The following is a 25,842-nucleotide window of genomic DNA, read 5'->3' on the forward strand; positions in this document are numbered from 1 at the left end:
GGCCGGTCAGGCGCTGTTGAGGCGGCGCAGGTACTCGTGGCAGCTCGGCAGCTCCCGCACCACGGTGGCGGCCTCGGCGCGCAGCCGCGCGAACTCCTCGTGGGCGCGCGCCGGGTCGATATGGTGCAGCGCCGGGCGCGGGACGGCCGGGAGGCCGGCCAGGCCGAGGAGCATGGTGTTCCACGAGTACGGCTCGAAGCCGTGGTAGTACGGGAAGACCGCCTCGTCGTCCAGCAGATGCGGCCGTGCCTGCGCCAGCCGCTCGGCGAGGCCCTCGGGCACCTCGCGGCCACGGGCGGCCCGCCAGTAGTCGTTGTCCTGCCGCCCGGCGGCCCGGTAGTGCAGGACGAGGAACTCCTTGACGCCATCCACCGCCTGCGCGATCCGGCGGTTGTACGCCTGTCGCAGCCCGGGGCTGAAGTCCCGGTCGGGGAGGTGTTTGACCAGCTGCTCGATGCCGTGCTGGATGAAGAAGATACCGGTGGACTCCAGCGGCTCCACGAAGGCGCTGGACAGGCCGATGGCGACGCAGTTCCGCACCCAGGAGTCGCGGCAGCGGCCGACGCGCATGGTGATGTGGTTGACGTCCAGGTCCCCCCGCGTGTCCCCGGCGCGGGCGCGCAGGGTCCGTTCGGCCTCGTCGGGCGAGCAGAAGGCGTCGGAGTAGACGTAGCCGAGGCCGTCGCGGTGGTAGAGCGGGATGGTCCATATCCATCCGGCGTCCATCGCGGTGGCGGTGGTGTAGGGGTTCATGTCGGTGACGTCCGCGCGGGGTACCCGGAGGGCGACGGCGCGGTTGTTGGGCAGCACGTCCCGGAACGACAGGAAGGGCTCGCCGAGCAGCTTGTTGATCAGCGCGCCCCGGAAGCCGGTGCAGTCGACGAACAGGTCGGCGGCCAGGCGGGCGCCGCCGCGGGTGACCACGTGGCTGATCCAACCGCGTTCGTCGAGGGCGGTGTGCACCACGTCGTCCACGACGTGGTGGGCGCCGCGCTCCTTGCTGTAGCCGGCGAGGAACCGGGCCACCTTGTCGGCGTCGAAGTGGTAGGCGTAGGGGAACTGGGCGCGCTGCTCGGCGAGGCTGGAGCGGCCCAGCGATCCGTCCAGACCGACGGCGAAGAGGGTGCCGTCGAGCCTGCGGGGCGAGCGCTTGGCGTCGCACAGCGCGGGCGTGATGAAGCACTGGCGGTCGAAGGGCCGGGTGTGGTCCCCGATCTTCAGCCACCACTCCCCCAGCGAGAAGCCGTCGACCTTCCGGAGCCGTTCGAAGGGGTGGTAGAAGTAGCTGCCCGCGCGGTCCCAGTTCTCGAAGCGGATGCCCAGCTTGTAACTGCCGTCGCAGCGGGGCAGCCAGGTGCTCTCGTCCAGGCCGAGATAGTCGAAGAAGTGCCGGACGGTGCTGAAAGTCGCCTCCCCGACGCCGATCCGGCCGACCGAGGGGGACTCCACCAGCGTGACGTCGAGGCGGTCGGCGAAGGCCGCCTTGAGATACGCGGCTGTCATCCAGCCGGCCGTTCCGCCGCCGACGATGGTGACCGTCTTGATCATCGTGAACACCCCGCCTTCTCAGTTCGTTTCCCGGTCCGGCCGTGCGGCGCCCCGGACCCGGTCGGCCAGGGCGTCGAGGTCGTGCGGCGGTTCGGTGCCCCGCCAGGCGACGTGGCCGTCCGGGCGGACCAGGACGTACGGCCGCCGCAGGAGCCGTGCCGCCGGCGCGTCGTGGATCTCCGTCACCGTCAGGGGCACCGCGCGGGCGGCGAACGCGCGCCGCAGCCGTTCGGCGCCGGCCCGCGCGTCGGCGGACGGCCCGGCGCACAGCAGCGCGAAGCCCTCGCCGAACAGGTCGAGTGTCGAGCGGCCGGGACCGAGCCACGCGTGCGGCGCCCGCCCGCCCGGCAGCGGGCTGTCAGACCAGCGCTCGGTGTCCTCCTCGGTGGGGTCGGGCAGCACCAGGTCCGACCGGTAGCGGTAGGCGAAGTGGCTGGCCGGCGCGTCGAACTCCCGCTGGATGCCCGCCCTCAGCAGCTGCGCGGACAGTGCTTCGCGGGCTCGGTCGCCCGCCGGGCCGTCCTGGACGATCTCCGGGGGCAGCTGGTGGTTCAGGGTGCGCCGGAGGTCCTCGTGGGACTTGCGCAGACTCGCCTCGGCCACCGGCTTGCGTTCCGCCTCGTAGCTGTCCAGCAGACGTTCCCCGCCCCAGCCGGCCAGCACGGCGGCGAGCTTCCAGCCGAGGTCGGCCGCGTCGCCGATCCCGGTGTTCATCCCGAGGCCGCCGGAGGGCGAGACCGAGTGCGCCGCGTCGCCGACGAGCAGCACCCGGCCGATCCGGTAGGACTCCGCGACCCGCTGTGTCAGGTGCCAGGGCGTGTCGGAGAGGATCTCGAAGGGGGTGTCGACCGCCAGGGCCGCGCGGAGGTACGCCTCGGCCGGGAGGTCGCCGCCGTGGCCCCGGGGGACGGTGAGCCGGTAGAGCGCCTCCCCGTCCATGGCCCGCAGGGGGAACCGGAGCGACGTGGGCGTGGTCAGGAAGAACACGAGCGGCTCGGCCGGGCCGAGCGCGGCTCGCAGCCGGGGCGCGCGGAAGAGGATGTTGCGGAAGACCTGGGTGGGGTGGTGGCTGACGATGGGCACCCCACATGCCTTGCGGATCGGGGAACGGGCCCCGTCGCAGGCCACGAGGTACGCCGAGACGACCGTGACGGACTGTCCGGTCGTCTCGTCCCGGACGGTGGCGACGACCCGGTCGGCGTGCGGCATGAAGTCCAGCAGCCGCCACCGGAGCCGGACCGGGCCGTCCGGCTCGGCGGCGCCGAGCGCGTCGAGCAGCAGGGGGTGCAGCCAGTGCTGGGGACAGTTCCGCTCGATCTCGGGCGAGTGCTCCGGCGCGGGCCGGGTCGCGACGGTGCCGAAGCGCTGGCGGTGGATCTCGTGACCGCCGACGGCGGTCACCCAGGCGATGTCGAGGGAGTGGTCCGCCGGCCAGGGTGCGGTGCGGATGCGCTCCGCCGCCCCCCACCGGCGGAAGATCTCCATGGACCGCGCGCCGACGCTGCTCACGCGGGGATGGTCGACCCGGCCGTCGGTGGCCTCCAGCAGGAGAAAATCCACGCCCCGGTAGGCCAGATCCAGCCCGAGCGACAGACCGACCGGTCCCCCGCCGACGACCAGGACGTCGGTGCGCACTGTTCTTCCTGCCACTGGCCACCCTCTCCGGGGCACGCTGGATGCGATGTTTCCACGAGTATCGGCGGCGTCGGCGGGGCCTAATATCACGCGCCGGGAGAGGGATTCGCGCAGGTTCCGCGGGGGGCCGGGAGCGGATCGCCGGGGCGGCGGACCCGCAGCCCGCGCGGGCGCGTGGGTTCTGCCGGTCGCTTCCCGTCACGCCTACCGGCCGGGACGCCCCGCGCCTACCCTGAGAATCCGCTGCCGGGATATCACGGGCTCTTTCCGAATTCCGTGTCCGACGGCGATCCGGACCGCACGGGAATTATGTCTTCGCGCCCGGCGGGGCGCGCCATCCGGCCGGCGAGAAGCGCTCCTTGACGGAAAGCGGGGAAAAAACCAGATGGACAACAGGATCGAGAAGATCGTCATTCTCGGCGGCGGCACGGCGGGGTGGATGACCGCCTCGTATCTCGCGAAGGCGCTGGGGGACACGGCCTCGATCTCCGTCGTGGAGGCGCCCGCCGTCCCGAGGATCGGGGTGGGCGAGGCGACGGTCCCGAACCTGCAGACGGTCTTCTTCGACTTCCTCGGCCTCGGCGAGCGGGACTGGATGCCGGAGTGCAACGCCAGCTTCAAGCTCGGGATCAAGTTCGTCAACTGGCGGACCGGCGGTCCCGGGGAGGCGCTGCCGAGGACGGCCGGCGACGGCAGGCCGGACTACTTCTACCACCTGTTCGGGCTGCTGCCGGAGCACGACCGGCTGCCGTTGTCGCATTACTGGGCCTATCTGCGTCACCACGGCCAGATCGACGAGCCCTTCGAGTACTCCTGTTACTGGGAGCCGGGGGTGATGGACGCGCTCAAGTCGCCGTGCTGGCCGGACGGGCGGCCGGCCACCTCGTACGCCTGGCACTTCGACGCCAATCTGGTGGCGGACTTCCTGCGGCGGCTGGCGACGCGGGACCTCGGGGTCCGGCACGTCCAGGACGAGATGCTGGACGTCGAGCAGGACGGCCGGGGTTTCGTCACGGCCCTGCTGGCACGCAGCGGCGAGCGGTACGAGGCGGATCTGTTCGTCGACTGCTCCGGGTTCCGCGGGCTGCTCATCAACAAGGCGCTGGGCGAGCCGTTCCTCGACATGAGCGACCACCTGCTGTGCGACAGCGCCGTGGCGACCGCGGTGCCGCACGACGACGACGAGGGCGTGGAGCCGTTCACCTCGGCGATCGCCATGGAATCCGGCTGGACGTGGAAGATCCCGATGCTGGGACGGTTCGGCACCGGGTACGTCTACTCCAGCCGCTTCGCCGGACGGGACCGGGCGACGGAGGACTTCTGCCGACTGTGGGGGCTCGACCCGGAGCGCACGCCGCTGAACCACATCAGGTTCCGGGTGGGGCGCAACCGCCGTGCCTGGGTGCGCAATTGCGTCAGCATCGGCCTGTCGTCGTGTTTCCTGGAGCCGCTGGAGTCGACCGGGATCTACTTCATCACCGCGGCCATCTACCAATTGGTGAGGCACTTCCCCGACAAGAGCTTCAACCAGGTCCTGATCGACCGGTTCAACAGCGAGATCGAGGTCATGTTCGACGACACCCGGGACTTCATCCAGGCGCATTTCCATCTGCCGCCCCGGATGGACACCGAGTTCTGGCGCGCGAACAAGGAGCTGACGCTCGCCCCGCAGATCCAGGAGAAGCTGGCGATGTACCGGGCCGGCCTTCCGATCAATCAGCCCGTGGTCGACGTCTCGACGTACTACAACAACTTCGACGCGGAGTTCCGCAATTTCTGGAACAACAGCAACTACTACTGCATATTCGCGGGCCTCGGCGTGGTGCCGGACGCCCCGCTGCCGTCCCTCGCGCACCGGCCGGACGCCGTACAGGAGTCCGGGCGGCTGTTCGCCGAGATCAGGCGCAAGCAGCGGGACATGGCACGCGACTTGCCGACGACCGTGGAGTACCTCCGCGCGCTGCACGGCGAGTAGCCGCCCGCCGAAGGGAGATCACCCAGTGATGGAACCGCGGGACGAGTGCGGGACGGCGGGCGGACCGGTGACGGCGGACCGGTTCCGGGAGCTGATGAGCAGATTCCCGACCGGGGTGTCGGTGGTGACGGCGCGCGATCCGGAGGGCCGCCCGTGGGGGGCGACCTGCTCGTCGCTGTCCAGCGTCACGCTGACGCCCCCGACGCTGCTGTGCTGTCTGCGCGCCGACGGCCGCACGTTGAGGGCGGTCCTGGCCGGCGGCCGGTTCGCGGTCAACCTGCTGCGGGCGGACGCGCGGCACGCCGCCACGGTGTTCGCCACACCGTCCGGCGACCGGTTCACGGAGGTGCCGTGGCGGCCCCGGCCGCCGTCCGGTCTTCCCCTTCCGCACCGGGACGCGTTCGCGTTCGCCGAGTGCCGGGTCAGCCGCCGGTTCGCCGTGGGCGACCATGTGGTCGTCGTGCGCGGTGACCGGGGTGGATCTCGCCACCGGACTGCCGCTGGTGTACGGCCTGCGGGAGTTCCGGTCGTGGTCGCCGCCGGCCGGCGCGGCGGCACGGCCGGACGCGGCGGGCTGAGCCAGCGGCCGACCGCGCCCCGCCGAGTCACTCCCGCCGAGTCGTGGCCAGCCGGCGCGGTCCGTGAAACACCAGGTCCTGGCGGTACGGCACGGCGTCGTCGGCCAGCCGCAGTCCGGGGAGCATCGTCAGCAGCCCCTCGACGCCGGCCTCGACCTCGATCCGTCCGAGGGCCGAGCCGAGGCAGTAGTGGGCCCCCATGCCGAATCCGCAGTGCCGGTGGCCGTCCCGGTCGAACCGTACGGTGTCGGGCTGCTCGAACCGGTCCGGGTCGCGGTTGGCGGCTCCCAGCACGACGGTGACCTTGTCGCCGCGCCGGATGCGGTGGCCGCCGACGGTCTCGTCCTGGTAGGCCCACCGGGTCACCATCTGCGCGGGCGAGTCGTAGCGGATGAACTCGTCGACCGCCGCCGGGACCAGCTCCGGGCGCGAGCGCAGCGTGGCCAGCACGCCGGGCTGCCGCAGGAGCAGCAGCGCGGACTTGGACAGCGCGGTCGTCGTCGCCTCGTGGCCGCCGAGGAGCAGGTGCACACAGGTGCCGATGAGAACGTCCTCGGCGGCCAGGTCGTCGTCCCAGAGCTCGGCGAGCAGCGCGGAGAGCAGATCGTTCCCCGGTGTGGCGCGGCGCTCGGCCAGGGCTGCGCGGAAGTACTCCGCCAGGGCGCGCGCGGCCTCCTCGGCGGCCACCAGGCGCGGTTCGCGCGGTCCGGGCCGGAAGGTGGTGGCCCGCTGGAACACGGCCGCCCGCTCGCGCAGCCAGTCCTGGTCCCCGGACGGCACGCCGAGCAGCTCCAGCATCGTCAGCACGGGGATGAGCGCCGCGTACCGCTCGACCAGGTCGACGGTGGGCTCGGCCGCGAGCCGGTCCACCAGCCGCCGGACGATTTCCCGCACGCGCGCGCGCGTGCCCGAGCGCATCCGGGCGGCCAGGCACTCGGCCACGACGGCGCGCAGCCTGGTGTGGCGCGGCGGGTCCATGAAGACCAGCCAGTTGTCCACGAGCGCGCTGAGCACCCGGTACCGGGGCGGCACGATCCCCACCGACGTCTCGGGACCGACGCCGGCGACCGACGCCCGGCGGCCGAAGCCGCGCCCGGCCAGCACGGCGGCGGCCTCCTCGTAGCGCAGGACCAGCCACTCGGGCTCGCGTCCGCTGCCGGGACGCAGCACGCGGTGCAGGGCGCCGGCGTCGCGGTAGCGGCGGTAGACGGGGTAGGGGTCCTCGATGCTGGCGGTGAGGGCCCGGTGGAAGTCCTCGGGATCCGGCTTCGGCATCGGTCACAGCTCCCGGGGGTCCATGGTCGTGAACTGGTCGGCGAACAGGCGCAGCATTCCCGGCACCGACTCGGCGAGCCGGGGGATCTTCTCGGCACTGTCCGCGAGTTCGGCGCAGCGGGCGGCGATCCACCGCGCGGCGACGTCGGCGCGGGGGATGGGGACGGGATCGCCGCCCATCTCGAAGGACGGTCCCGCGGTCCTGCCGGGGCGTCCGGAGGGCAGTGTGACGATGTGTTCGCCGAGCGGGCGCAGCACGCCCGTCATGAGGTCCAGGGCGGCGTTCATCAGCCGGGAGCGGCGCAGGCTCTTGTCGGGGCTGAGGCCGAAGTGCTGGACCATCAGCCGCATGGTCAGCGCGTACGAGCGGTTGAACAGGTCGATCGCGGCGCGCGCCTCCGGGTCGGTGACCAGCTCGGCACCCGGGTGGCCGGGGCGCAGCGTGGGGTTGCGGGGGACGGGATAAGCGGGCTCCCAGGGAACGCGCCGTCCGCCCGGCCCGACGGCGTGCTCGGCGGCGAGCGCCTCGGCCACCCGCAGGAACGTGTCGTAGTGCGAGTCGGAGGGCAGCGGCGCGTCGATGACGTTGCCCTCGCCGTGTTCGGTGACGAAGTCGATGGCGAAGACGGCGCTGGACACGTCGTCGACCTCCAGTTGGTAGTCGGGATGGGTGACGTTGAGCGTTTCGCGCATGAAGAGGTGGTGTTCGCCGCCGCCGCGGCCCCGGTCGACCAGGAAGACGCCGTCGACGGTCTGGACGGCGGCGCGGATCGCCGCGTACAGCTCGCTGAGGGAGCCGTAGGCGAACGGCGGCGCGCCGGGGCCGGCCGGGCCGGGCGCGTGGCCGGTCAGGTGGTGGGGCCGTTCCAGGGCGATGAACCGCTGGAGGCTGCCCCGGCCGAAGCCCTCCAGGCACAGGTCGAGGGGGACGGGCAGCAGGTGCCCGGCGGTGGTGAAGTCGATGTCGGGCAGGTGGAAGGGCTCGCCGGTGGCCATGAGGATGTTGTTGATGACCAGGAAGTGGGTCATCTCCTCGCGGGCGACGCCGAGCAGGCTGCCGCGCAGTCCCCCGTCGAGGGCGTGCGGGCCGTCGCCGCACAGCAGGCGGGCCTGCTCCGGGGTCCACGTGCCGCGTTCGACGTACTGGCGGGCGGCGGAGTGGGTGGGGATCGACCAGACGGCGTAGAGGTACTGGAGCATGACGGCGAGCTCGATGGTGGCCGCCTGGCGCAGCGCCGCGCACAGGGCGTCGCGGGTGGTGAGGGGCGCGGGCCGGGGCGGCGCGGCCGGCGGCGGGGGCGGTGTCTGGCGGGCTCCTTCCACGCGGCGCGCGTACGTCAGCAGCAGGTCGGCCTGCGGCGCGGTCAGGTCGCGGGTGGAGGGCATGTAGAAGGTCTTGTCCTTGTGCCGCGGGTCGCACATGAGCCAGATGATCCGGGCGTGGGTAGCGACCTTGGCGGGATCCGCCAGGCTCATGACCTCGGCCTTCATGAACGGGTACATCAGCTCGAAGTAGGCGAGGACCTCCTGGTGGACGAGGTCGAAGGTGACCTGCTCCGGGGGGACGTCGGCCAGGTACCAGTGGTCGGGCAGGACGCGCGCGGACAGCAAGCCGGCCGCGGACCAGTAGCCGAGCCGGTCGTCGTTGTCATAGCCCGCGGCGGCCGAGCCGGGCGCGTCGGGATCGCACGGCAGCGGGGTGCCGGGCGGCAGCAGCAGGATGTGCGCGGCACCGGCCCGCACTCCCCCGACGGTCAGCCGACCGTGCCCCGACACGTCGGTGGCCAGGACGGCGGTGGCGCTCAGCTCCTCCGGCGGGCCGCCTGGGCGCGCGGCGCGGCCGAAGCCGACGACGCGGATGGCGGCGGCCCGCGCGCCGGGCGCGGTGGCCCGGGGGTCCAGCGGCAGGGCGCGCGGATTGCAGAACTGGTGGACCTCGATGCCGTCGACGGCGGCGGGCCGGCCGCGGACGAAGGAGCGAACGGTGATGTCGACGGCGTGGTCGTCACCCGTTCGGGGGTTGGGGTGTTCGAGGAAGAGGCTCGCCCGGTCGGTCAGGACGGTGATCTCCTCCTCGGCCAGCAGCACCGTGCCGTCGCGGGCCGCCAGTCTCAGCGCCTCGTCCGGGTCGTCGGCGCGGCCGTCGGCGCGGGGCGCGGTGAGGACGCCGCCGGTCCGTTCGTAGGCGGCGCCGAGGTAGGCGTCGCGGGGGAAGACGGCGAGGAGGCGCCCGGAGGCGGTGCGCAGCTCCAGGTCGCCGAGATCGAGGCGGGGGCCGAGCAGGTGGAGCGCGCCGCCGGGGGTGCGCGGGTCGGGAACGGGGGCGCGGCTGACGACGGGCAGCGCGGTGACCATGTCGGCCGTCGCGCGTCCGTCCGCGAGGCGCACGGTGAGGTTGTGCAGCGGCGAACGGCGGCCGGCCCGGCGCCCCTCGCGGGCGGTGAGAAGGCGGCCGGTGGGGCAGGTGCGCGGTTCGGGGGGCCGCCAGGGCGCGACGGTGCCGCGCAGCTGCCACCGGTCGGGAGCGCTGTCGCGGGCCGGCGTGGCCATGTTGAACAGGGCGAAGCGCACGAGTACTCCGCCGTATCCGCCGCCCTCGACCGCGTCGCGCAGCGCGGACACCGCCGGGGAGCCCGCGGCGGCGGCCGTCCAGCGGAGCCGGTCGTCCGCGTCCACGACGAACTGGTGGACGACCGAGCGCGTCAGCTCCCGGCTCAGCGGATGGTCGCCGGTCTCCAGGACGTACCGCGGGTTCTGCCACCGGGGTGGCGACACGTCGCGCACGTCGCCGATGGCGAGGTAGCCGACGTCGTGCGAGCGGCCCAGGCGACCCAGGGCGAGCTGGCCGACCATCACGGTGGTGGTCCAGTTGGACGCCGGGTCGACGTCGAAGACGCGGGCGCGGTTGGCGGTGGTGGCGAGGTACTCGTTGTAGTGGCCCCACAGGTCCACGGCCCTGCCGACGACGGGGTCGGTGGTGTCGGCACGCCCGGGCTCGGTCTCGGTGGCGACGACGGTGGCGTCCACCCAGAAGTGGCCGTTGCCGCCGAAGTTCCAGCCCTTGACGCCCCGCCGGTCGAGGTAGGCGTGGTACTCCTCGGCGGGCCGGTGCACCGGGAACGGCGCCGGGCCGGCGATGGGCCGGTTGGTGGCCAGATCGAGCAGCCCGGAGCGGGGGCCGGTGGGCAGGCGCGTGACGGCGGTGCCCGCGAAGTGGAGGCGCGGCAGGTCGAAGACGCTCATGCGGGCACTCCCGCGTCGCCCGGCACGCCGCCGCGCCGGGTGAAGGTGTCGATCCGGGTCACCGCGTCGAGGGCCGTCTCGATTCCGGCGTCGATCCAGGCCGGGGTCGCGGAGCAGTGCTCGCCCGCGAAGAAGAGCCGGCCCTCGGGGCGCGCCGTCCGTTCCGCCTCGCGGGCGCGGCCCGCCTCGGTGAGCCCCCAGCGGCGGGCCGCGCACCCCCGGTACCAGGGCCGTTCCCCCCAGGCCACGCTGACGATCTCCCGGACGGCGGGCGGCGGCCCGAGCTGGGGATGGAGATCCCGCAGCTCACCGAGGACGGTCGCGTGCCGCCGGGCGCTGGGCATGCGGCCGAGGACGTCGGCGTCCTCGGCGATCGTGTAGCTCCCGAGCAGCGCGGCCCCGGCGGCGGGGTCGCCGTCGGCCGGGGGGTAGTACGTCTGCCGGACGCGACCGCCGGGAGCCGATCCGCCGCCCGTGATGCCCTCGTCGGTCCAGAACGCCGTCCGGCAGTGCAGGGCCACCTTGGTGGCCGAGCCGTAGTCCAGTGTCCGTATGACCTCCAGCTTGTCGTCGGTGACGCCGGTCAGGGGCAGCCGACGCAGCACGGAGAACGGGATGGTGCACAGCACGACGGGGTAGGTGACGGCGGCCGGGGCCAGCCGGCCGCCGAGCCTCACCCGCACTCCGTCCGGGCGCACGTCGATCCCGGTGACCTCGTGCCCGGTGCGCACCGGGCGGCGCAGCCGGGCGGCGATGCCGTCGGTCAGCTGGGACATGCCGCCGGCCAGCCGCACCATGCCGCGCCCCGACTCCCGCAGCAGGTCGTCCAGGAAGCCTTCCAGACGCGGGTCGCAGGCCGCCCGCAGCTCCGGATGGGCGCTCAGCGCGGCGCCGACGTCGGCCCGGCCCCCCTCGACGAACGGCACGAGGTCGAACCGGCCAGCCACCGCGAGGAGCTTCCCGAGGTCACGCCGCACCACGACGCGCAGTTCGGCGGGGCCCAGCGCGCGCACCATGGCGTGCAGCCAGCCCGTGAACAGCAGCGCGTCGGGTCGGTGCGGCCCGCCCCCGGCGCGTACCTCGGTCTCCCGGGCCAGCGGTCCGGCCGCGTCCCGCACCCGCAGCAGGCGGCGCCCGAGGCGCAGTTGATTGTTCGGGTCGCTGAGGATGTTCGCGAAGGGCCGCAGCCGGGAGCGCAGGCCCAGCCGCTCGATGTACCGCAGGGTCATGGCGTGATCCGGGGAGATACGCATGGCCCCCAGCTCCGCCCGCGGCCCGCCGGAGCCGGCGAAGCGGTGGGTGAACACCCGTCCGCCGATCCGCGTGTCGGCCTCCAGCACCACCACGTCGTGGCCGAGCCGTTCCAGCTCCCAGGCCGCGACCAGTCCGCTGATGCCCGCGCCCAGCACCGCGACGGCGCTCCCACCGCCGCCGGGCGACGGCCTCACTCCCGATCCGTTCACGCGGCGTCCCCCCTTTCCGGCACGGTGCTCACCGTTCTTCGATTCTTGGGGCCGGGGCCCGGGCGCACATCGCGTGCGGGCGGTGCCGGAACAGGGGTTCGGCGGGGCGGCGGCGACTTCCCGGGCCGCGCGGCGGGCACGCATCCCGCACGGGCGCGCAGGTTCTCGCGCGCGCCTCCCGACGTCCGTGCCGGGGACGCTGGGATACCTCGTCATGGGCCTCGCGTCACTGTCACGGCCGGCCGGCGGGACGCTGTCCGCGCTGGTCCGGCTCACGCCGCCGATCGGCACCGTCTGGCTGGCGCGCGTCCTGCTGGACGGGCGCGGGCCCGGCTCCGGCGCGGCGTGGTGGGTGGCGGGCGCGGCGGCGGCCGTCCTGGCCGTCCGGCTGCTGCCGCTCGGCGCCGGTACGGGGTCCGGTGCCGGGGCCCGCCGTGCGGCGGGCAGTGCCGGGCGGGCCGCGGCGGCGGTCACGGGCGGGGCGGCGCTGGGGTGTCTGCTGTGGACGGACCAGGCGCTCGCGGTGGTCACGGCGGCGCCGGTGGCGGTCGGCGCGTGGGCCGAACGGCGCGCCGCGGGCCTGCGCGCGGCCGGGACACGGGCGGCCGGGCGGGAGCTGGCGGCGGTCGCCGCCGGCCTCGGGCGGCTGGCCGACGCGGTGACGGCCGCCGGGCCGCCCGACCGGGCGGAGGCGGCCACGGCCGCGCACCTGGCGGCCGTGGACCGCTTCCACGAGGTATTCGAGGCCAGGACCCGCCGGGTGGTCACGGTCGGGTGGCTGGCCGAGACCGCCCTCTCGCCGGTGACGCTGATCGCCGTGGTCCTCGCCTCGGGTGCCGTGCTGGGGACGCCGGGCGCGGAGCTGCCGGTCTTCCTGGTGCTCGCCCCGGTCGTCGGCGGCTGCGCGTCGGCGTGGGCCGGCCCGGGCCGCGAGCCGGGGCCGGGGCCGCCACCGCGCGTGGCGCGGCGCCGGGTGGGCGGTGCGCTCCGCCTGCTGCGCGGACCGGGCACCGGCCGGGCGGTGACCGCCGCGGCCGGCTGCGCGGTGCTGCACGCCGCCGCGCCCATCGTGGCGACCGCGGCGCTGACACGGCTGCTGACGGCGGACGGCGCGGGGGCGCGGCCGTGGCTGTGCGCGCTGCTCGCGGTCGCCGCGGGCCACGCCGCCGCGTCGCGGTACGCCGCCGGTCGGGCGCGGGCGACGGGAGTGGAGCTGGCGCGCCGGCTGGCGTACCGGGTCGCGGCCCGCACACTGACGATGCCGGCCGACCGGCTGGACGGCGACGCGACGCGGGGGCCGGCGCGGCTGGCGACGGCGGACGTGGTCGCCGTCTCGGGTCTGCTGGTGCACCATCTGCGGCCCCTGGCGGCGGCGCTGGTGGTGCCGGGAACGGCGGCGGCCGGGTGCCTGTGGCTCGCGCTGGCGGGCGGGCGGGAGCCGGCGGTGCTGGTCGCGTCGCTGGTGCTCGGGATGTGGTGCGCGGACGCGACGCACGCGGCGCTGGCGACGCGCGGCGCTCTCCGGCTCCCGCTGGCGGCGGCGTGGCGGCTGCGGGACGTCCTTTTCCCACCTCACCATACGATAGGGATATCTCAAGGAAAACAGAGGCGGCGGAAAAGGAAAAGGCGCCGACCATAAAGCGGCAGGAATTCCCCGACCCATCGGAGCGCTCCCCGCACTCAGGCCATATTGCCCGGCCCCTGAGGCGTTGGATAAACTCACCATTCACCGAGTCCGCGAGTCCCACAAAGCGTGAAGGGGCCTGGGTGAACGGTTCGAAAACATATGATCGGGGCAATTCCAAGGTAGGCGGAATACAGCGACGGGCGCCGTTGCGTCCGCTGCGCGGCCGGGAGGCCCACGTGGGCCGGATCACCGCGGGCCTGCACACCGTGACCCGGACCGGACAGAGCAGGGTCCTCACGCTGGAGACCCCGGCCGGGGCGGGCAAGACCCGGCTGCTCATCGAATCGATCGGTATCGCCGTCCGGTACGGCTTCGCCGTCGTCAGCGGCGTCGTCACCACCTCCGACGCGCTTCTCGGAGCCGTTCCCACCGCGCTCGACGCACTGGTCCACCGGCTCGGCGCGTTCGACAACGAGAAGGAGCTGCGCTCCCGGCTGCGCGCCGCCCTGGAGCGGGGGCAGGCCCTGGTGGTGCTCGACGACCTCCATCTGGCCGAGCCGCCGGTCCTGGCGGCGCTGGGCGATCTGATCGCGCAGTCGCAGGGGCACCCCGTGCTGTGGATCCTCGCCTCCGGCACCGACCCGGGCGCCGCGCGGCGGGGCGTGCGCGAGATCAGCCTCGGCGGGCTGCCGCTGGAGCGCCTGCCGGATCCGGGTCCGCTGACCGGCCAGGCGGTGGCCGACGTGGTCGCCGACCACCTGGGCGCCGTGCCCGATCCGTCGATCGTCACCCTGGCGGAGAGCGTCGGCCCCACGCCGCGCGCCGTGATCGACCTGGTCCGGGGCCTGATCGAGGGCGGCGAGGTGCGCGTCGCGGACGGCGTCGCCCGGCTGCGGTCCCCCGCCGCCCCGCTCACCGCCCCGGCGGACGGCGTGCGCGCGCCCGCGCCGGTGCCCGCGTGCTTCGCCGTGCTGGTGCGCGAGCGGCTGCGGACGCTGTCCCCGTTCACCGTCAAGGCGCTGAAGCTGGCGGCGGTCCTGGGCTCGTCGTTCACCCCGACCGACCTGGCGACGCTGCTCGGGGAGTCCCCGCCGGATCTGCTGGCCGCCTTGGACGAGGCGATCGCCTGCGGGCTGGTGAGCTGCGGCGCGACGGACTTCGCCTTCCGCAGCGAGGCGCTGTGGCGGGCGGTCCTGGACTCGGTGCCACCGCCGATGTGCGCGCTGCTGCACCGCCAGGCGGCGGCCATGCTGCTGGCCCGCCCGGACGGCGTCGAGGCCGCCGCGCTGCATGTCGCGCACATCGCCCAGCCCGGGGACATGGAGGCGGTGCGGATCATCGCGCACGCGGCCGACCGCCTGCTCGTCGCGGAGCCGGCCACCGCCGCGTCGCTCGCATCGCGCGGCATGGGGCTCCTCGCGCCGGATCAGGATGGGTGGCTCGGCTTCGCCGCCACCGCCGTGGAGGGGCTGGTACGGGCGGGAGCCGCCGACCGGGCGCTGCTCACCGCGCGGGAGGCCGAGGCCCGGCTCGCCGCGTCCGCCCGGGGGCCGGCGGCGGAGGGCGGCGACGGACCCGCCGCGTTCCGTTCATGGCTGTCGGTCGCGCTGCTGCTGGCGGGCCGGCCGCACGAGGCGGGCCGGGCCGCGTGGGAGGCCCTGGCCGTCGCCCCGGACGGCTCCGGGCACGGGGAGCGCGCGGAGATCTGCCTGCTGACCGCCCGGTGCCTGACCGGGGAGGACGGACCTGCCGGGGGCGCCGGGCCCGCCGGGGAGGACGGGCCTGCCGGGGACACCGGTCCGAAGGGTGGTCGGCCGGCCGTCGTGCGGGCCGCCGCGCTGACCGTGGACGCCCTCCGCCTCTGGGGCGACGGCGAGCCCGGCCGGGCGATCGCGTTGCTGCGGGAGGCCGGTGAGCTGGACCCGGCCACCGGAGCCGTCCGGGTTCTCGACCCGCGGTGGTTCCTCGCCTCGTTCCTCACCGGCACCGGCGAGCTCGACGAGGCGCTCGCCGTCGCCCAGGCCGCCGCGCGGACCTCCGCCGAGGCGGGCGCGCCGGCCGTCGCCGCCATCCTGCGGGCCCCGGTGCACCTGGCGCGCGGGCGCCTCGACGAGGCCGACGAGGACGCGCGGGCCGGGCTCGCCGGGGGCCGTGGCGTCTGCCTGCCCCTGCTCGCGCCGCACGCCTGGCGCGTCCGCGCCCTGGTGGCACTGCGGCGCGGCCGGCTGAGTGAGGCCGGGGAGCATCTCGACGTCCTCGCCCAGGACTTCCCGCCCGACGCCGCCCACCCCTGGCGGGCCATGCGCGCCCTGCTCACCGCCGAGATAGCCGGTGCCAGGGGCGGTCCCGCGGCGGCCCTGGAGAGCCTGGCGGAGGTGTGGGCGTGCCCCCGGGCACGGCGGGCGCTGCTGCTGGAGGACCCGTCGGCCACCGCCCGCTGCGTCCGCTGGGCGCTGGACGCGGGCCGCCCGGACGTCGCCCGCACCGCCGTGGCGACCGCGGAGTCGCTGCGGGAACGCGGCCGGGAGCTGCCCGCGCTGCGGACCGCGGCGGCCCACGCCCGTGCCGTGCTCGACGGGGACGCCGCCGCTCTGGCGCGGTTCGGCCCGCTGCACGCGGACCCGTGGGCCCAGGCCGGCGCGGCGGAGGACCGGGCACGGCTGCTGCTCGCCCGCGGCGACCGCGAGGGAGCGGTGGCCGAGTTGGAGCGGTCACTGCACGTCTACGGCACCCTCGGCGGCGAGCGGGACGGCGCCCGGGTCCGCCGGGAGCTGCGCCACCTCGGGGTCAGGCGCCGGCACTGGACGCACACGCCGCGCCCGGTCTCCGGCTGGGACAGCCTGACCAAGGCGGAACGGCAGGTGGCCGAGCTGGTCGCGGGCGGACTGACGAACCGCCAGGTGGCCGGCCAGCTCTTCGTCTCGCCGCACACGGTCGGCTTCCATCTCCGGCAGGTCTACCGGAAGCTGGGGCTGCGGTCCCGCATCGACCTGATCCGTCTGAGGTCCTGAGGGCCGACGGCGCCGGACGGCGCGGCTTTGTGAAGCGATGTTCCGGTGCTTCGGCGCCGGGGGAAGGGACCGGTGGTGGAGCACGCGCACCCTTCGGATCTGCCGGCCGGGCAGCGGCGTCTGATTCTGTCGTCGGACCCGGTCACCGGGCGCCTGGACGGGCCGGAGCGGGATCGCGGAAGGCTGGTGGCCAGGGGCCTCGCGGTGGTTCACGGGCAGTTGGGCGGGACCTATCTGACCGAGGCCGGACGTGTGGCGCGTGACCGGCTCGCGGACGCGGGCCGGGAGACCGGGACCGCTGCACCGCCCGGCGAGGCGGGAGTCTTCACGGCGGCGCCCGGCGATCAGCCGGGGTGGCCCTGGGGAGATCCCGGCGCGCGGGCGGCCGTCGTCGCCCGGGCGTGGGCCGGCGCCGTGGACATCCGCCGTGTCTTCGGGACCGCCGGCGGCGGGGACGATCCGGGAAGGCCCGCTCCGTGGGAGCGGGAGCGGATGGTGTGGGCGGTGTCCCTGGCGTTGGAGGTCGCCGGTCTCCCTCCGTGTGCGGTGGACCGGACGGGCCGTCTCATGTCGGAGGGGTACCGGGTCACCGAGTCGGATGAGAAGGACCGGGTGCGGGTGGAGTGGCGTGCCGTGGGGGCGGCGCGGGCGGGTGTCGAGGACCGGCTCGCCCGCTGCGCGGCCGGATTGGCGGAGCGGGGCTGGGAGGCGCTGGCTTACCGGGCCAGCCGCGGCAAGCGATTCCTGCTGGTCTCGCCGCTTCCCTAGGAACGTGAGGCGGCCCCTGGCGCTCAACTCCTCGCCGGGGACCGCCGCCGGGCGGAACGCCGCCGGGCGGAACGCCGCCGGGCGGAACGCCGCCGCCGGTTGACGTTCCCCCATGCGGCCCAGGCGCGGAATGAGGGGCCGTGCCCGTCTTGATCAGGCGGATTCGACGGCCGGTGAGCCGTCGTCGTGGTCATCGCGGAAAGGGTACTCGTCGACGTGGCCGACGGCGCCCGTCCGCCGGATCGCTGGTCGTCGACCTTGCTGTCCTGGCGCGAACACCGGGGAGCGAGCAGCCGGCCGGTGGGTCCCCCAGGGGCTCGCGACTGCGGGTTCCCGGCGGTGGGACGCCTCACCGGGTTGCTCGGGTGGACGCCCGAGAACCCGATGACAAGGGGCGGGTGTGCGACGGGAGGGGCGTACGACGCCTCGTCGGGCACCCGGCTGCCGGACGCACTGCCGGACGCACTGCCGAACGGACCGTACCGGCGCGTCGGCACCGCCCGGCCCCGCCAGCCCGCGAGCCCCGGCGGCCGGCGCTGGACGAGCCGGTCTCCGCGCGCGACACCCCGGTACGGGCGGGGATCCCGCGCGACCAACGGGACGCGGCGCCTGACGGGGCCTGGTGGGCGTCAGCTCCGGGGAACCGAGGTGACCACGCCGCGGACGACCCAGCGCTGGAAGAGGAGGAACACCAGCAGGACCGGCAGGATCAGCAGCACGCCGAACGCGAGGATCTGGCCCCAGTCCGGGGGCTGCTGGGCCTGGAAGACGGTCATCTCCAGCGGCAGCGGCCGGAGCGAGGGATCCGAGATCATCAGCACCGGCCAGAGGAAGGAGCCCCAGGAGACCAGGAAGGTCAGGATCGCCACCGACGCGAACACGGGCTTGCTCATCGGGTAGACGATTCCGAACAGCGTCCGCCAGGGGCCCGCGCCGTCGATCACGGCCGACTCCTCGACGCTGCGCGGAATCGCGCGGAAGTAGGTGTGGAACTGGTAGATGGAGAAGGCGTTCGCGATGAAGGGCAGGACGAGGATGTAGAGGGTGTCCCGGTGGTCACTGAACAGATAGAGCAAGGGCACGGCCACCGATTCGAACGGCACCAGCATCAGCAGCAGGACGGCCGCCAGCGCGGCGCGCCTGCCCGGCCAGCGCAGCCGGGACAGGGCGTACGCGGCCATGGAGTTCACCAGCAGCCCGCCGGCCACGACCATCGCCGACACGGTCAGCGACACCGCCGCGAATTGCCAGAAGTAGCCAGTGCTCGACGTGGAAAGGCTGTCGAACACCGCCCGGTAGTTGTCGAACGTCAGGCTGGTGGGCACGAAGCCGGAGAGTCCGTGCAGCACCTCGTCCGGGGGTTTGAGGCTGCCGATCAACAGATAGATCAGGGGGATGCTGTACAGCAGGCACAGCGGGATCAGCAGCAGCCGGGCGGCCCGGCGGCGCCGCGGCGGCCGGCTCATGACTTCTCCTCGCGTGTCCTGACGAGGCCGCGTTGCAGCAGCGTCAGCGCGAGCACGATGAGGAAGAAGACGACGGTGATCGCCGAGGCCATGCCGGTGTTGTTCTGGTCGAAGGCCGTGGTGACCGCCTGATACATCACGGTGTGGGTGGCTTCCTCGTTGAGCCCGCCGCCCCGGATCAGGATGTAGACCTGGTCGAAGACCCGGAAGGCGAGCACCGATGTCAGCAGCGCGACGAAGACGACGGTGGTGCGCAGGCCGGGCAGTGTCACATGACGGAACCGCTGCCAGGGGCCGGCCCGGTCGACCATCGCGGCCTCGTACCGCTCGTCGGGGATCTGGTGGAGCCCGGCGAGGAAGATCAGCATCTGGAAGCCGACGCCCTGCCACACGGACAGCACGATGACCGACGCCATGGCGGTGGTCGCCGAGCCCAGCCAGTCGTGTGCCTCCCAGCTTCCGGGAGTCAGGTGCGACAGCGCGGCGTTGATGATGCCGTCCTCGCCACGGGAGAGGAACGGTCTCCAGAGAACGGCGACGAGCGCCATGGGGAGGACGACCGGGAGGAAGAACAGGGCGCGGAGAACGCCCATGCCCCGCAGCCTCCGGTTGAGCAGAACGGCGAGGGCGAGGGCGAGGCCCGTCTGCAGGGGGACGACGACGACCGCGAAGGTGAGGTTGTTCAGGAGCGCGCGCCGGAAGGGCGGCGAGATGTCCGGATGGGAGAACAGCCGCCGGTAATGTTCGAGCCCGGTGAACGAGGGAGCCTCGGGGGAGCCGAGGCGCACCTCGTAGAAGGACAGCGCGATGGAGTAGAGGAACGGTACGCCCACGAAGACCAACAGGCCCGCCAGGGCCGGCAGGGCCATGAGCGGTCCCTGCGCGCGGATACGGCCCGGCCTGCTCATGGCAGCTCGTAACCGTCGTTGTCGGCGTAGGACCGGTCGATGGCGCGGGCCGCGCCGGACAACCGGTCCCGTGGATCGTCCCCTCCGTAGATCTTGGTCAGTGCCTGGCTGAACTCCGAGGTGATCACCGGGTAGCCCGGCGTCACCGGCCGGGTGACGGCCACGCAGGACGGGGTGATGTCCCTGTCCCCGCAGGGCCTGTCGAGCTGCTCGGCGAACAGCCGTAGTGGCCCGCCGTCCCCGTACAGCGGGCTCGCGGCGAGGGCCGACCGCGTTCCGGGGGGTGCCGTGTTGGCTTCCGTCATCCTGGCGACGCGCTCGTCGCCGAGCAGGTAGTCGAGGAAGGCGCCGGCCGCCGTGCCGTTCTTGGTGTTGGCGCCGATGCCCCACGCCCAGGAGCCCTGACCGGTCTTGACCCCGTTGCCGAAGTCCGGGAGCGGCATGACCACGAGGTCGGAGCCGAGGGATGCCGCGTAGTCGCCGTACACCCAGTGGCCGGCCCAGCTCAGGGCGACCTCTCGCTCCTGCAGGGCGGTGCCGTCGGGATTGGGATGGACGTAACGCTTCCACTCCTGGAACCTCTCGAACGCGGCCGCCGTCTCGCGCGTGTCCAGGACGCCTGCCGCGTGGTCCCCGGCGAGCAGACCGCCGCCGGCGGACCAGAGGACGGGCGAGAATCCGAAGGTGCCCCATTCGGTGCCCAGACCGTCGTTCTCCCGGATGTCCAGGACCTGGCCGTCGTCGTCCCTGGCCGCCAGCGTCCCCAGCGCGTCGGTGAACTCCTCCGCGCTCCAGGCGTCGTCGAGCCCCCGCGGGTAGTCGACGCCCGCCGCGTCCAACTGGCTCTTGTCGCCGTAGACGCCCAGGCCCGAGTCGTACATGCCGAGCCCGTACAGCTCGCCGCCCGCCATGCCCTGGGCCCGGATGGTGTCGGTGGCGTTGTCGACCGTCCCGGACGAGACGTAGGGGGTGATGGCGGTGAGCTTTCCGTTGGCGACGAGGCTCGCCATCGTCGGGCCGTCGAATTCCAGCACGTCGGGCAGATCTGCGGGCTCCGTGATCAGGACGGTCCCGGTGTAGTCGGCCGGCGGGGTGAGCCGCAGGCGCGCGCGCACCTTGTCCTGTGAGCGGTTGAAGTCCGCCACGATGCCGATCAGCGCCTCGTTCTCGGGAACCGTTCCCTGGTGGGCCCAGACGGAGATGTCGCCGGTACCGCTCCCGGCCGCGCTGCGCGGGACCTCGCCCGCTCCGGCCCAGCACGCCGTGACAGCCACCCAGGACACCATGAGCGCTGAGCCGGCGAGCGCGGCTCGAAGCCGCGGCCCCCCTGTCATCCGCCGCCGTCCGATGTCCTACCTCCTGATGGTGTGCCGCGAGCGTCATAGTAGACACAGATATGTTCATGTTCGCGGCTTTCGCGGACAGTGTTGTCATCAGGAGGTGGCCTGTGCGCTACGCACCGCCCGGTCTGTGCCTGAACGACTTCGCCCTGCTCTCCGGCCCCGGGAGCCGCTACACGGTGCTGCACCTGCAGGGCCCGTGGACCGAACAGTTCGATCCCGTGCGCATGGAGACGTCCTATGGCAGGGCGACCTCCAGCGACCTCGTCGGATGGGAACCGAGGGGCGCGGTGTTCGGCGTCGGGCCGCCGGGCCGCTTCGACGGGTCGGCCGTCTGGACCATGCACCCCTTCGAGTACGGGGCCGGCCTGGCGATGCTGTATACGGGCGTCGCGGGCGTCACCGCGGGCGGCTGGCCCGAACAGGCCATCGGACTGGCGCACTCGGAGCTGCGGGACGGGACCAGCTGGCGGCGGCACGGCGGTGAGCCGGTGTCACGGGCCGATCCGCGCTGGTACCGGACGGGTGACGGCATGGGCTGGCGCGATCCGTTCGTCGTCCCCGACGACGACGGCGGAGGCCACTGGGCCATGGTCGTCTGCGCGAGTGACGCCTCCCGGCCCGTGGAACGCGCGGGCTGCGTCGCCCTCGCCACCTCCCGCGACCTGGCGCACTGGGACACCCACCCGCCGCCGCTCTCGCCGGGGCGGGCCGCCCAGTTGGAGTGCCCGGTGCTGGAACGGCTCGGCGACGGCTGGCTGCTGCTCGGGAGCGTCGGCGGCATCGGCGGCGGCTCCATCGAGACCTGGACGGCTCCCCGGCTGCGCGGCCCCTGGGAGCCACTGGGCCCCCTGTCACCGCCAGGTGTCTACGCCCCCCGGATCGTCACCGCTCCCGGCGGGGAACGCGTGGTGCTGCACACGACGCCCCGGCGGGCGGGCCTGCGGGACACCGGTGCGCCGGGCCGGGGAATGCTGGCCCAGCCGAAGGTGCTGGCGGCCGGTGGCGCCGCGCCCCGGATGGAGTGGTGGAGCGGCCTGGACCGCTGGCTGGAAGAGCCGTTGGAGGGCCGCCCGGTCGCGCACGGCGTCGCCGACATCGAGGTCACCGGGCGGCTCGGTGTCGTCCTGCGCGCCGAGGGAGACGATCCGGCGGTGACGGTGGGATGCGACGGCGCCCGCGTCTGGGTGACCGGACCGAGGGGGCCCTCCCTGGCCGGTGCCCTCCTCCCACGACCGCCCCGGCGGCTGCGCGTCCTGACCGTCGGCGAGTACGTGGAGGTCTACGCGGACGGGGTGTTCGTCCTGACCGCCCTGTGCTACTCGGGCCGTCCGGTGGCCTGGAGCGCGACGACGGACGGGATCACCCGCCCGCTGCCGGTGCGTCCGCTGCGACTGCCGGAACCCGGCCGCGACGATGCCTCGGCCGTCTGGCCGGGTCCCTGAGCCCCCCGCCCGCGTCACCCTGGGGAGCAGACCTGAGGTCAGCCCCCCAGCCAGGCCCCGGTCGCGTCGGCGGCGAGGTCCTGCTCGGCCCAGATGATCTTGCCCGACGCGGTCTGCCGAGAGCCCCACCGCTGGGTGAGCTGGGCGACCAGCAGCAGGCCGCGGCCCCCCTCGTCGAGGGTTCGCGCGCGCCGCATATGGGGTGCGGTGCTGCTGGTGTCCGACACCTCGCAGATGATCGAGGTCTCCCCGCGGATCAGCCGGAGCTGGATGGGTGGGCTCCCGTGCCGGATCGCGTTGGTCACCAGCTCGCTCACGACCAGCTCGGTGATGAAGGCGGCCTCCCCCAGCTCCCACGACTCCAGTTTGCCCGTCGCCGCCTCGCGGGCGTAGGCGACCTGGGACGGATCGGGCTCCAGGTCCAGGGTGGCGACGTGCTCGGTGTCCAGCACGCGAGTCCGCGCGATCAGCAGGGCGGCGTCGTCCTGCGGGCGGTCGGGCAGCATCGACCTGATGACGTGATCACAGGTCTCCTCCAGCGTTCCCGTGGACCCGGCCAGCACGCCGGCCAGCAGCCGGAGGCCCTCGTCGAAGCCGCGTTCGTGGGACTCCACGAGGCCGTCGGTGTACAGGGCGATCAGGCCGCCCTCGGGCAGCGCTACTTCGGCGGCTTCGAAGGGCAGGCCGCCCACGCCCAGCGGTGGTCCCGGGGACACCTCGACGAACCGGACATCGCCGCCCGGGGCTATGACCACGGGCAGCGGGTGCCCCGCACTGGCGAGAACGCAGTGCCCCGAGACCGGGTCGTAGACCGCGTACAGACAGGTCGCGCCGAAGCCCCCGGTGGTGCTGCCCATCGGGTCGACGGCGTCGTTTTCGTCGAGGCGGGCGACCAGATCGTCGAGGTGGGTGAGCAGCTCGTCGGGGCGCAGATCGACATCGGCGAGGGTGCGCACGGCGGTGCGCAGCCGCCCCATGGTGGCGGACGCGTGGATGCCATGGCCGACCACGTCGCCGACGACGAAGGCCACGCGCGTGCCGGAGAGCGGGATGACGTCGAACCAGTCGCCGCCGATGCCCGCCTGGGTGGCCGTGGGCAGATAGCGGGAGGCGACCTCGACGGCCGCCGGGCGGGGCAGCCGCCGGGGCAGGAGGCTGCGCTGCAGCGTCAGCGCGGTGGTGTGCTCCCGGGTGTAGCGCCGGGCGTTGTCCACGCTGACCGCCGCACGGGCAGAGAGCTCCTCGGCCAGCAGCAGATCATCCCGCTCGAACGCCTCCGGACGGCTGCGGACGAGTACGGCCACCCCGAGGGTGGTGCCGCGGGCGCGCAGCGGCACAGCGATCAGCGAGTGGAACCCGTGGGTGCGCACGCGCTCGCCGCGCGGGGGGAACTCCCTCACCCACCGGACGAAGCCGGGATCGTCCAGCCCGCTGAGCACCGGCTCGTCGGAGGCCAGGCACCGAGCGGGCGGCGAATACTCCGGATAGGTGTCCACCTCGCCCAGCGGCACGACCACCTCGGGGATGCCTTCGAGGACAGACTGGTGGGCCACCCGGCGCAGGGTCAGGGGGCCGACTGGGCGACTGTGTGGCGCCCCGGGCGCTTCGCCGCCGTTCTCCTTCACTTCGATCAGGTCGACGCTCACGAAATCGGCGAGCCGGGGAATCATGACATCCGCCAGTTCCTGAGCCGTCCGCATGACATCGAGCGTGGTTCCGATACGGGTGCTCGCCTCGTTCAGCAGCGCCAGCCGCTCACGGGCGAGAAACTGCTCCGTGATGTCGGACCCCGCGGTGAACACGCCCCGCACCCGCCCGGCCGCGTCCCGCACCGGGGACATGTTGACCGCCCAGGTGGTCCTCCGGGGGTCGCCGGGGGTCGGGGCGGACACCTCGTAACGGAGCGTTTCGCCGGTCCGGCCCACCCGCAGCACTTCCGCCACCACCGAATCGGAGAAGGCGGAGGCCGACGGCTCCCGGCCGGCCAAAGCCCGCTCGTACACCTCGCCCACCGGCTGACCGAGCACCTCTTCGCCCGCCACGCCCAGCAGCCGCCGGGTCGCGGCGTTCATCCGCAGGATTCGCGCGTCGAGGTCATAGATCGCCAGCGTGAGCGGCGAGTCGGCAATGGCCCACTCCACCATCGCGGAGTCCTCCGGGGCCGCCACCAGAAACCACTGGAGGTCACCCGCGCGGTCGAGGAAGGGGAACGCCCGCACGCTGGTCCGCAGAACAGCGCCGCCGTCCCGGTGCCGCAGAGCCAGATCGCCGCTCCATCCCCACGGCCCGGCGAGGCATCTGCGCGCCGGGGCCGAGACATCGTCGGCGAGCATTCCGGCGGCAGGGCGCCCGACGACCTCCTCCGCCCGGTAGCCCAGCAGTTCCTCGGCGCCCTGGCTCCACGCCGTGACGACGCCCCGCGCGTCCACCGCCGCCGACGCGGCGGCTCCCGGAGGGAGAAAGGCGCTGTCCGCCTCCCGTGGGCCGGCGGGTCGATTCATCGGCGCTCATCCTCACTGCCGCGCACGCCGTCGCCCGCGCCCACGCGGAGGGCGGCTTCCCGCACGCACCTGGAACGACGGTCCGTGCCCTCATTCGAGCAGGCCGTGGCGACCGGCGCCATCCGGTCACCGCCAGGGGAGTGAGCACGCGGCGCGGGCTCGCCCGGACCCGGCGCCGGGGTGATGGCCGTGTGTCAGGACACCCGCGCGCTCGTGCCGTCCAGGACGAGATCGGCCATAGCCGAGGATTGTCGGTGAGGGGGAGATGGCCGCGCCCGTCCCGCCCGGGACCGCACGGGTGAAGGGCGCTGTCTGGGAGATGAGCCGCGCCACCCGCCGCCGAGCGGGTTTCGGCCGCGTGCGAGCGGGGGAGAGAGATGCGGCGGCTTCAGCCGAGGAAGCTCAGGCGCACCTGGCGGTTGACGTTGGAAATGTTGGTGTCCACCAGGCAGACGGACTGCCAGGTGCCGAGCTGGAGCCCGCCGCCGACGACCGGCAGGGTGGCGTGCGGCGGGACGAACGCGGGCAGCACGTGGTCGCGGCCGTGCCCCGGGCTGCCGTGCCGGTGCCGCCAGCGGTCGTCGGCGGGAAGCAGGTCACGCAGCGCCGTGAGGAGGTCATCGTCGCTGCCGGCGCCCGTTTCGAGGAGAGCGATCCCGGCGGTCGCATGCGGGACAAACACACTCAGCAGCCCGTCCCGGCCGGGCGCGACGTCCTGGAGAAACCGCGCGCACTCCCCGGTCAGGTTGTACACCCGCTCCTCGGCCCCGGTCGCGATGTCGATCACTCGTGTGGTGAAGGTGTCAGACATGACTCCATGATCCACCCCGTCCCCCCGGCCGGCTGCTCGGCCCGCTTCACAGCAGCAGTACTCGACGGCAGTGCCCCCCGGGGTCGCCGCACTCGATCCGATCGCCCCGTTCGGCACGGGCGCCCAGATCGGCGCCGCGTGGATCACGCTCCACAGGAAGGGCCGACCGATCGCCTGGTGCAACGGCGACACCGGCGGCTTCCGGTCCTGGCTCGGACTCGACCGCGGCACCAGCACCAGCGTCGTCA

At 73.9% G+C, this 25,842-nt stretch carries 15 protein-coding genes and 1 pseudogene; 6 read left to right on the forward strand and 10 right to left on the reverse strand.

The window, feature by feature from the left end; genetic code table 11:
• Positions 1 to 6 precede the first annotated feature (6 nt).
• Positions 7 to 1,548 (reverse strand): tryptophan halogenase family protein, encoded by a 1,542-nt coding sequence (locus OIE51_RS00825; RefSeq protein ID WP_326594734.1) that lies wholly within the window; start codon positions 1,546 to 1,548, stop codon positions 7 to 9.
• A gap of 18 nt (positions 1,549 to 1,566) precedes the next feature.
• On the reverse strand, positions 1,567 to 3,183 hold the full coding sequence (locus tag OIE51_RS00830; RefSeq protein ID WP_326594735.1) for an FAD-dependent monooxygenase: 1,617 nt from the start codon (positions 3,181 to 3,183) through the stop codon (positions 1,567 to 1,569).
• A 385-nt stretch (positions 3,184 to 3,568) separates the two neighbouring features.
• Here OIE51_RS00830 and OIE51_RS00835 point away from each other — a divergent pair, with 385 nt between their 5' ends.
• Together OIE51_RS00835 and OIE51_RS00840 are read left to right on the forward strand one after the other, a co-directional pair.
• On the forward strand, positions 3,569 to 5,158 hold the full coding sequence (locus OIE51_RS00835) for a tryptophan halogenase family protein (RefSeq protein ID WP_326594736.1): 1,590 nt from the start codon (positions 3,569 to 3,571) through the stop codon (positions 5,156 to 5,158).
• A 94-nt stretch (positions 5,159 to 5,252) separates the two neighbouring features.
• Positions 5,253 to 5,561, forward strand: a pseudogene (locus OIE51_RS00840) (flavin reductase family protein); the annotation flags it as partial.
• A 202-nt stretch (positions 5,562 to 5,763) separates the two neighbouring features.
• On the opposite strand, the gene OIE51_RS00845 reads toward OIE51_RS00840, so the two are convergent.
• Genes OIE51_RS00845 through OIE51_RS00855 form a run of 3 tightly spaced genes read right to left on the reverse strand, consistent with a single transcriptional unit; the run spans position 5,764 to position 11,702 of the window.
• Positions 5,764 to 7,011 (reverse strand): cytochrome P450, encoded by a 1,248-nt coding sequence (locus OIE51_RS00845; RefSeq protein WP_326594738.1) that lies wholly within the window; start codon positions 7,009 to 7,011, stop codon positions 5,764 to 5,766.
• Between the two features lie 3 nt (positions 7,012 to 7,014).
• The gene (locus tag OIE51_RS00850) at positions 7,015 to 10,254 is read right to left on the reverse strand and encodes a ferritin-like domain-containing protein (protein ID WP_326594739.1); all 3,240 of its coding nucleotides are present in this window, start codon (positions 10,252 to 10,254) and stop codon (positions 7,015 to 7,017) included.
• Positions 10,251 to 11,702, reverse strand: a complete 1,452-nt coding sequence (locus OIE51_RS00855; RefSeq protein WP_326594740.1) for a flavin monoamine oxidase family protein — start codon at positions 11,700 to 11,702, stop codon at positions 10,251 to 10,253. Before OIE51_RS00855 ends, OIE51_RS00850 begins: the two co-directional genes overlap by 4 nt.
• A 229-nt stretch (positions 11,703 to 11,931) precedes the next feature.
• Between OIE51_RS00855 and OIE51_RS00860 the strand changes: the two genes are divergently transcribed.
• The 3 genes from OIE51_RS00860 (at position 11,932) to OIE51_RS00870 (ending at position 17,123) form a co-directional block, all read left to right on the forward strand.
• Complete coding sequence (locus tag OIE51_RS00860) at positions 11,932 to 13,356, forward strand: hypothetical protein (protein WP_326594743.1); 1,425 nt, start codon at positions 11,932 to 11,934, stop codon at positions 13,354 to 13,356.
• 224 nt (positions 13,357 to 13,580) lie between these two features.
• The gene (locus OIE51_RS00865; protein ID WP_326594744.1) at positions 13,581 to 16,355 is read left to right on the forward strand and encodes a helix-turn-helix transcriptional regulator; all 2,775 of its coding nucleotides are present in this window, start codon (positions 13,581 to 13,583) and stop codon (positions 16,353 to 16,355) included.
• A 75-nt stretch (positions 16,356 to 16,430) separates the two neighbouring features.
• Complete coding sequence (locus OIE51_RS00870) at positions 16,431 to 17,123, forward strand: hypothetical protein (RefSeq protein WP_326594746.1); 693 nt, start codon at positions 16,431 to 16,433, stop codon at positions 17,121 to 17,123.
• A 629-nt stretch (positions 17,124 to 17,752) separates the two neighbouring features.
• On the opposite strand, the gene OIE51_RS00875 is transcribed toward OIE51_RS00870, so the two are convergent.
• From OIE51_RS00875 to OIE51_RS00885, 3 genes are read right to left on the reverse strand one after another with little or no spacing between them, the layout of a single operon-like run.
• Positions 17,753 to 18,589, reverse strand: a complete 837-nt coding sequence (locus OIE51_RS00875) for a carbohydrate ABC transporter permease (protein WP_326594748.1) — start codon at positions 18,587 to 18,589, stop codon at positions 17,753 to 17,755.
• Positions 18,586 to 19,497 carry a carbohydrate ABC transporter permease gene (locus OIE51_RS00880; RefSeq protein WP_326594749.1) on the reverse strand — a complete coding sequence of 304 codons (912 nt, stop codon included), beginning with the start codon at positions 19,495 to 19,497 and terminating at the stop codon, positions 18,586 to 18,588. The genes OIE51_RS00875 and OIE51_RS00880 overlap by 4 nt, the downstream gene beginning before the upstream one ends.
• Positions 19,494 to 20,771 carry an extracellular solute-binding protein gene (locus tag OIE51_RS00885; RefSeq protein ID WP_326594751.1) on the reverse strand — a complete coding sequence of 426 codons (1,278 nt, stop codon included), beginning with the start codon at positions 20,769 to 20,771 and terminating at the stop codon, positions 19,494 to 19,496. Before OIE51_RS00885 ends, OIE51_RS00880 begins: the two co-directional genes overlap by 4 nt.
• Positions 20,772 to 20,944: 173 nt before the next feature.
• Between OIE51_RS00885 and OIE51_RS00890 the strand changes: the two genes are divergently transcribed.
• Entirely contained in the window at positions 20,945 to 22,282 is a 1,338-nt protein-coding gene (locus OIE51_RS00890; RefSeq protein WP_326594752.1) for a mucin-1, read from the forward strand.
• 38 nt (positions 22,283 to 22,320) lie between these two features.
• Here the strand turns inward: OIE51_RS00890 and OIE51_RS00895 are convergent, their stop codons facing one another.
• Together OIE51_RS00895 and OIE51_RS00900 are read right to left on the reverse strand one after the other, a co-directional pair.
• Positions 22,321 to 24,783, reverse strand: coding sequence for a SpoIIE family protein phosphatase (locus OIE51_RS00895; RefSeq protein WP_326594754.1), 2,463 nt, complete (start codon positions 24,781 to 24,783; stop codon positions 22,321 to 22,323).
• Between the two features lie 388 nt (positions 24,784 to 25,171).
• The gene (locus tag OIE51_RS00900) at positions 25,172 to 25,594 is read right to left on the reverse strand and encodes a YjbQ family protein (protein ID WP_326594756.1); all 423 of its coding nucleotides are present in this window, start codon (positions 25,592 to 25,594) and stop codon (positions 25,172 to 25,174) included.
• Positions 25,595 to 25,842 lie beyond the last annotated feature (248 nt).

The sequence above is a fragment of the Streptomyces sp. NBC_01803 genome (assembly GCF_035917415.1).
GTDB lineage: Bacteria > Actinomycetota > Actinomycetes > Streptomycetales > Streptomycetaceae > Streptomyces.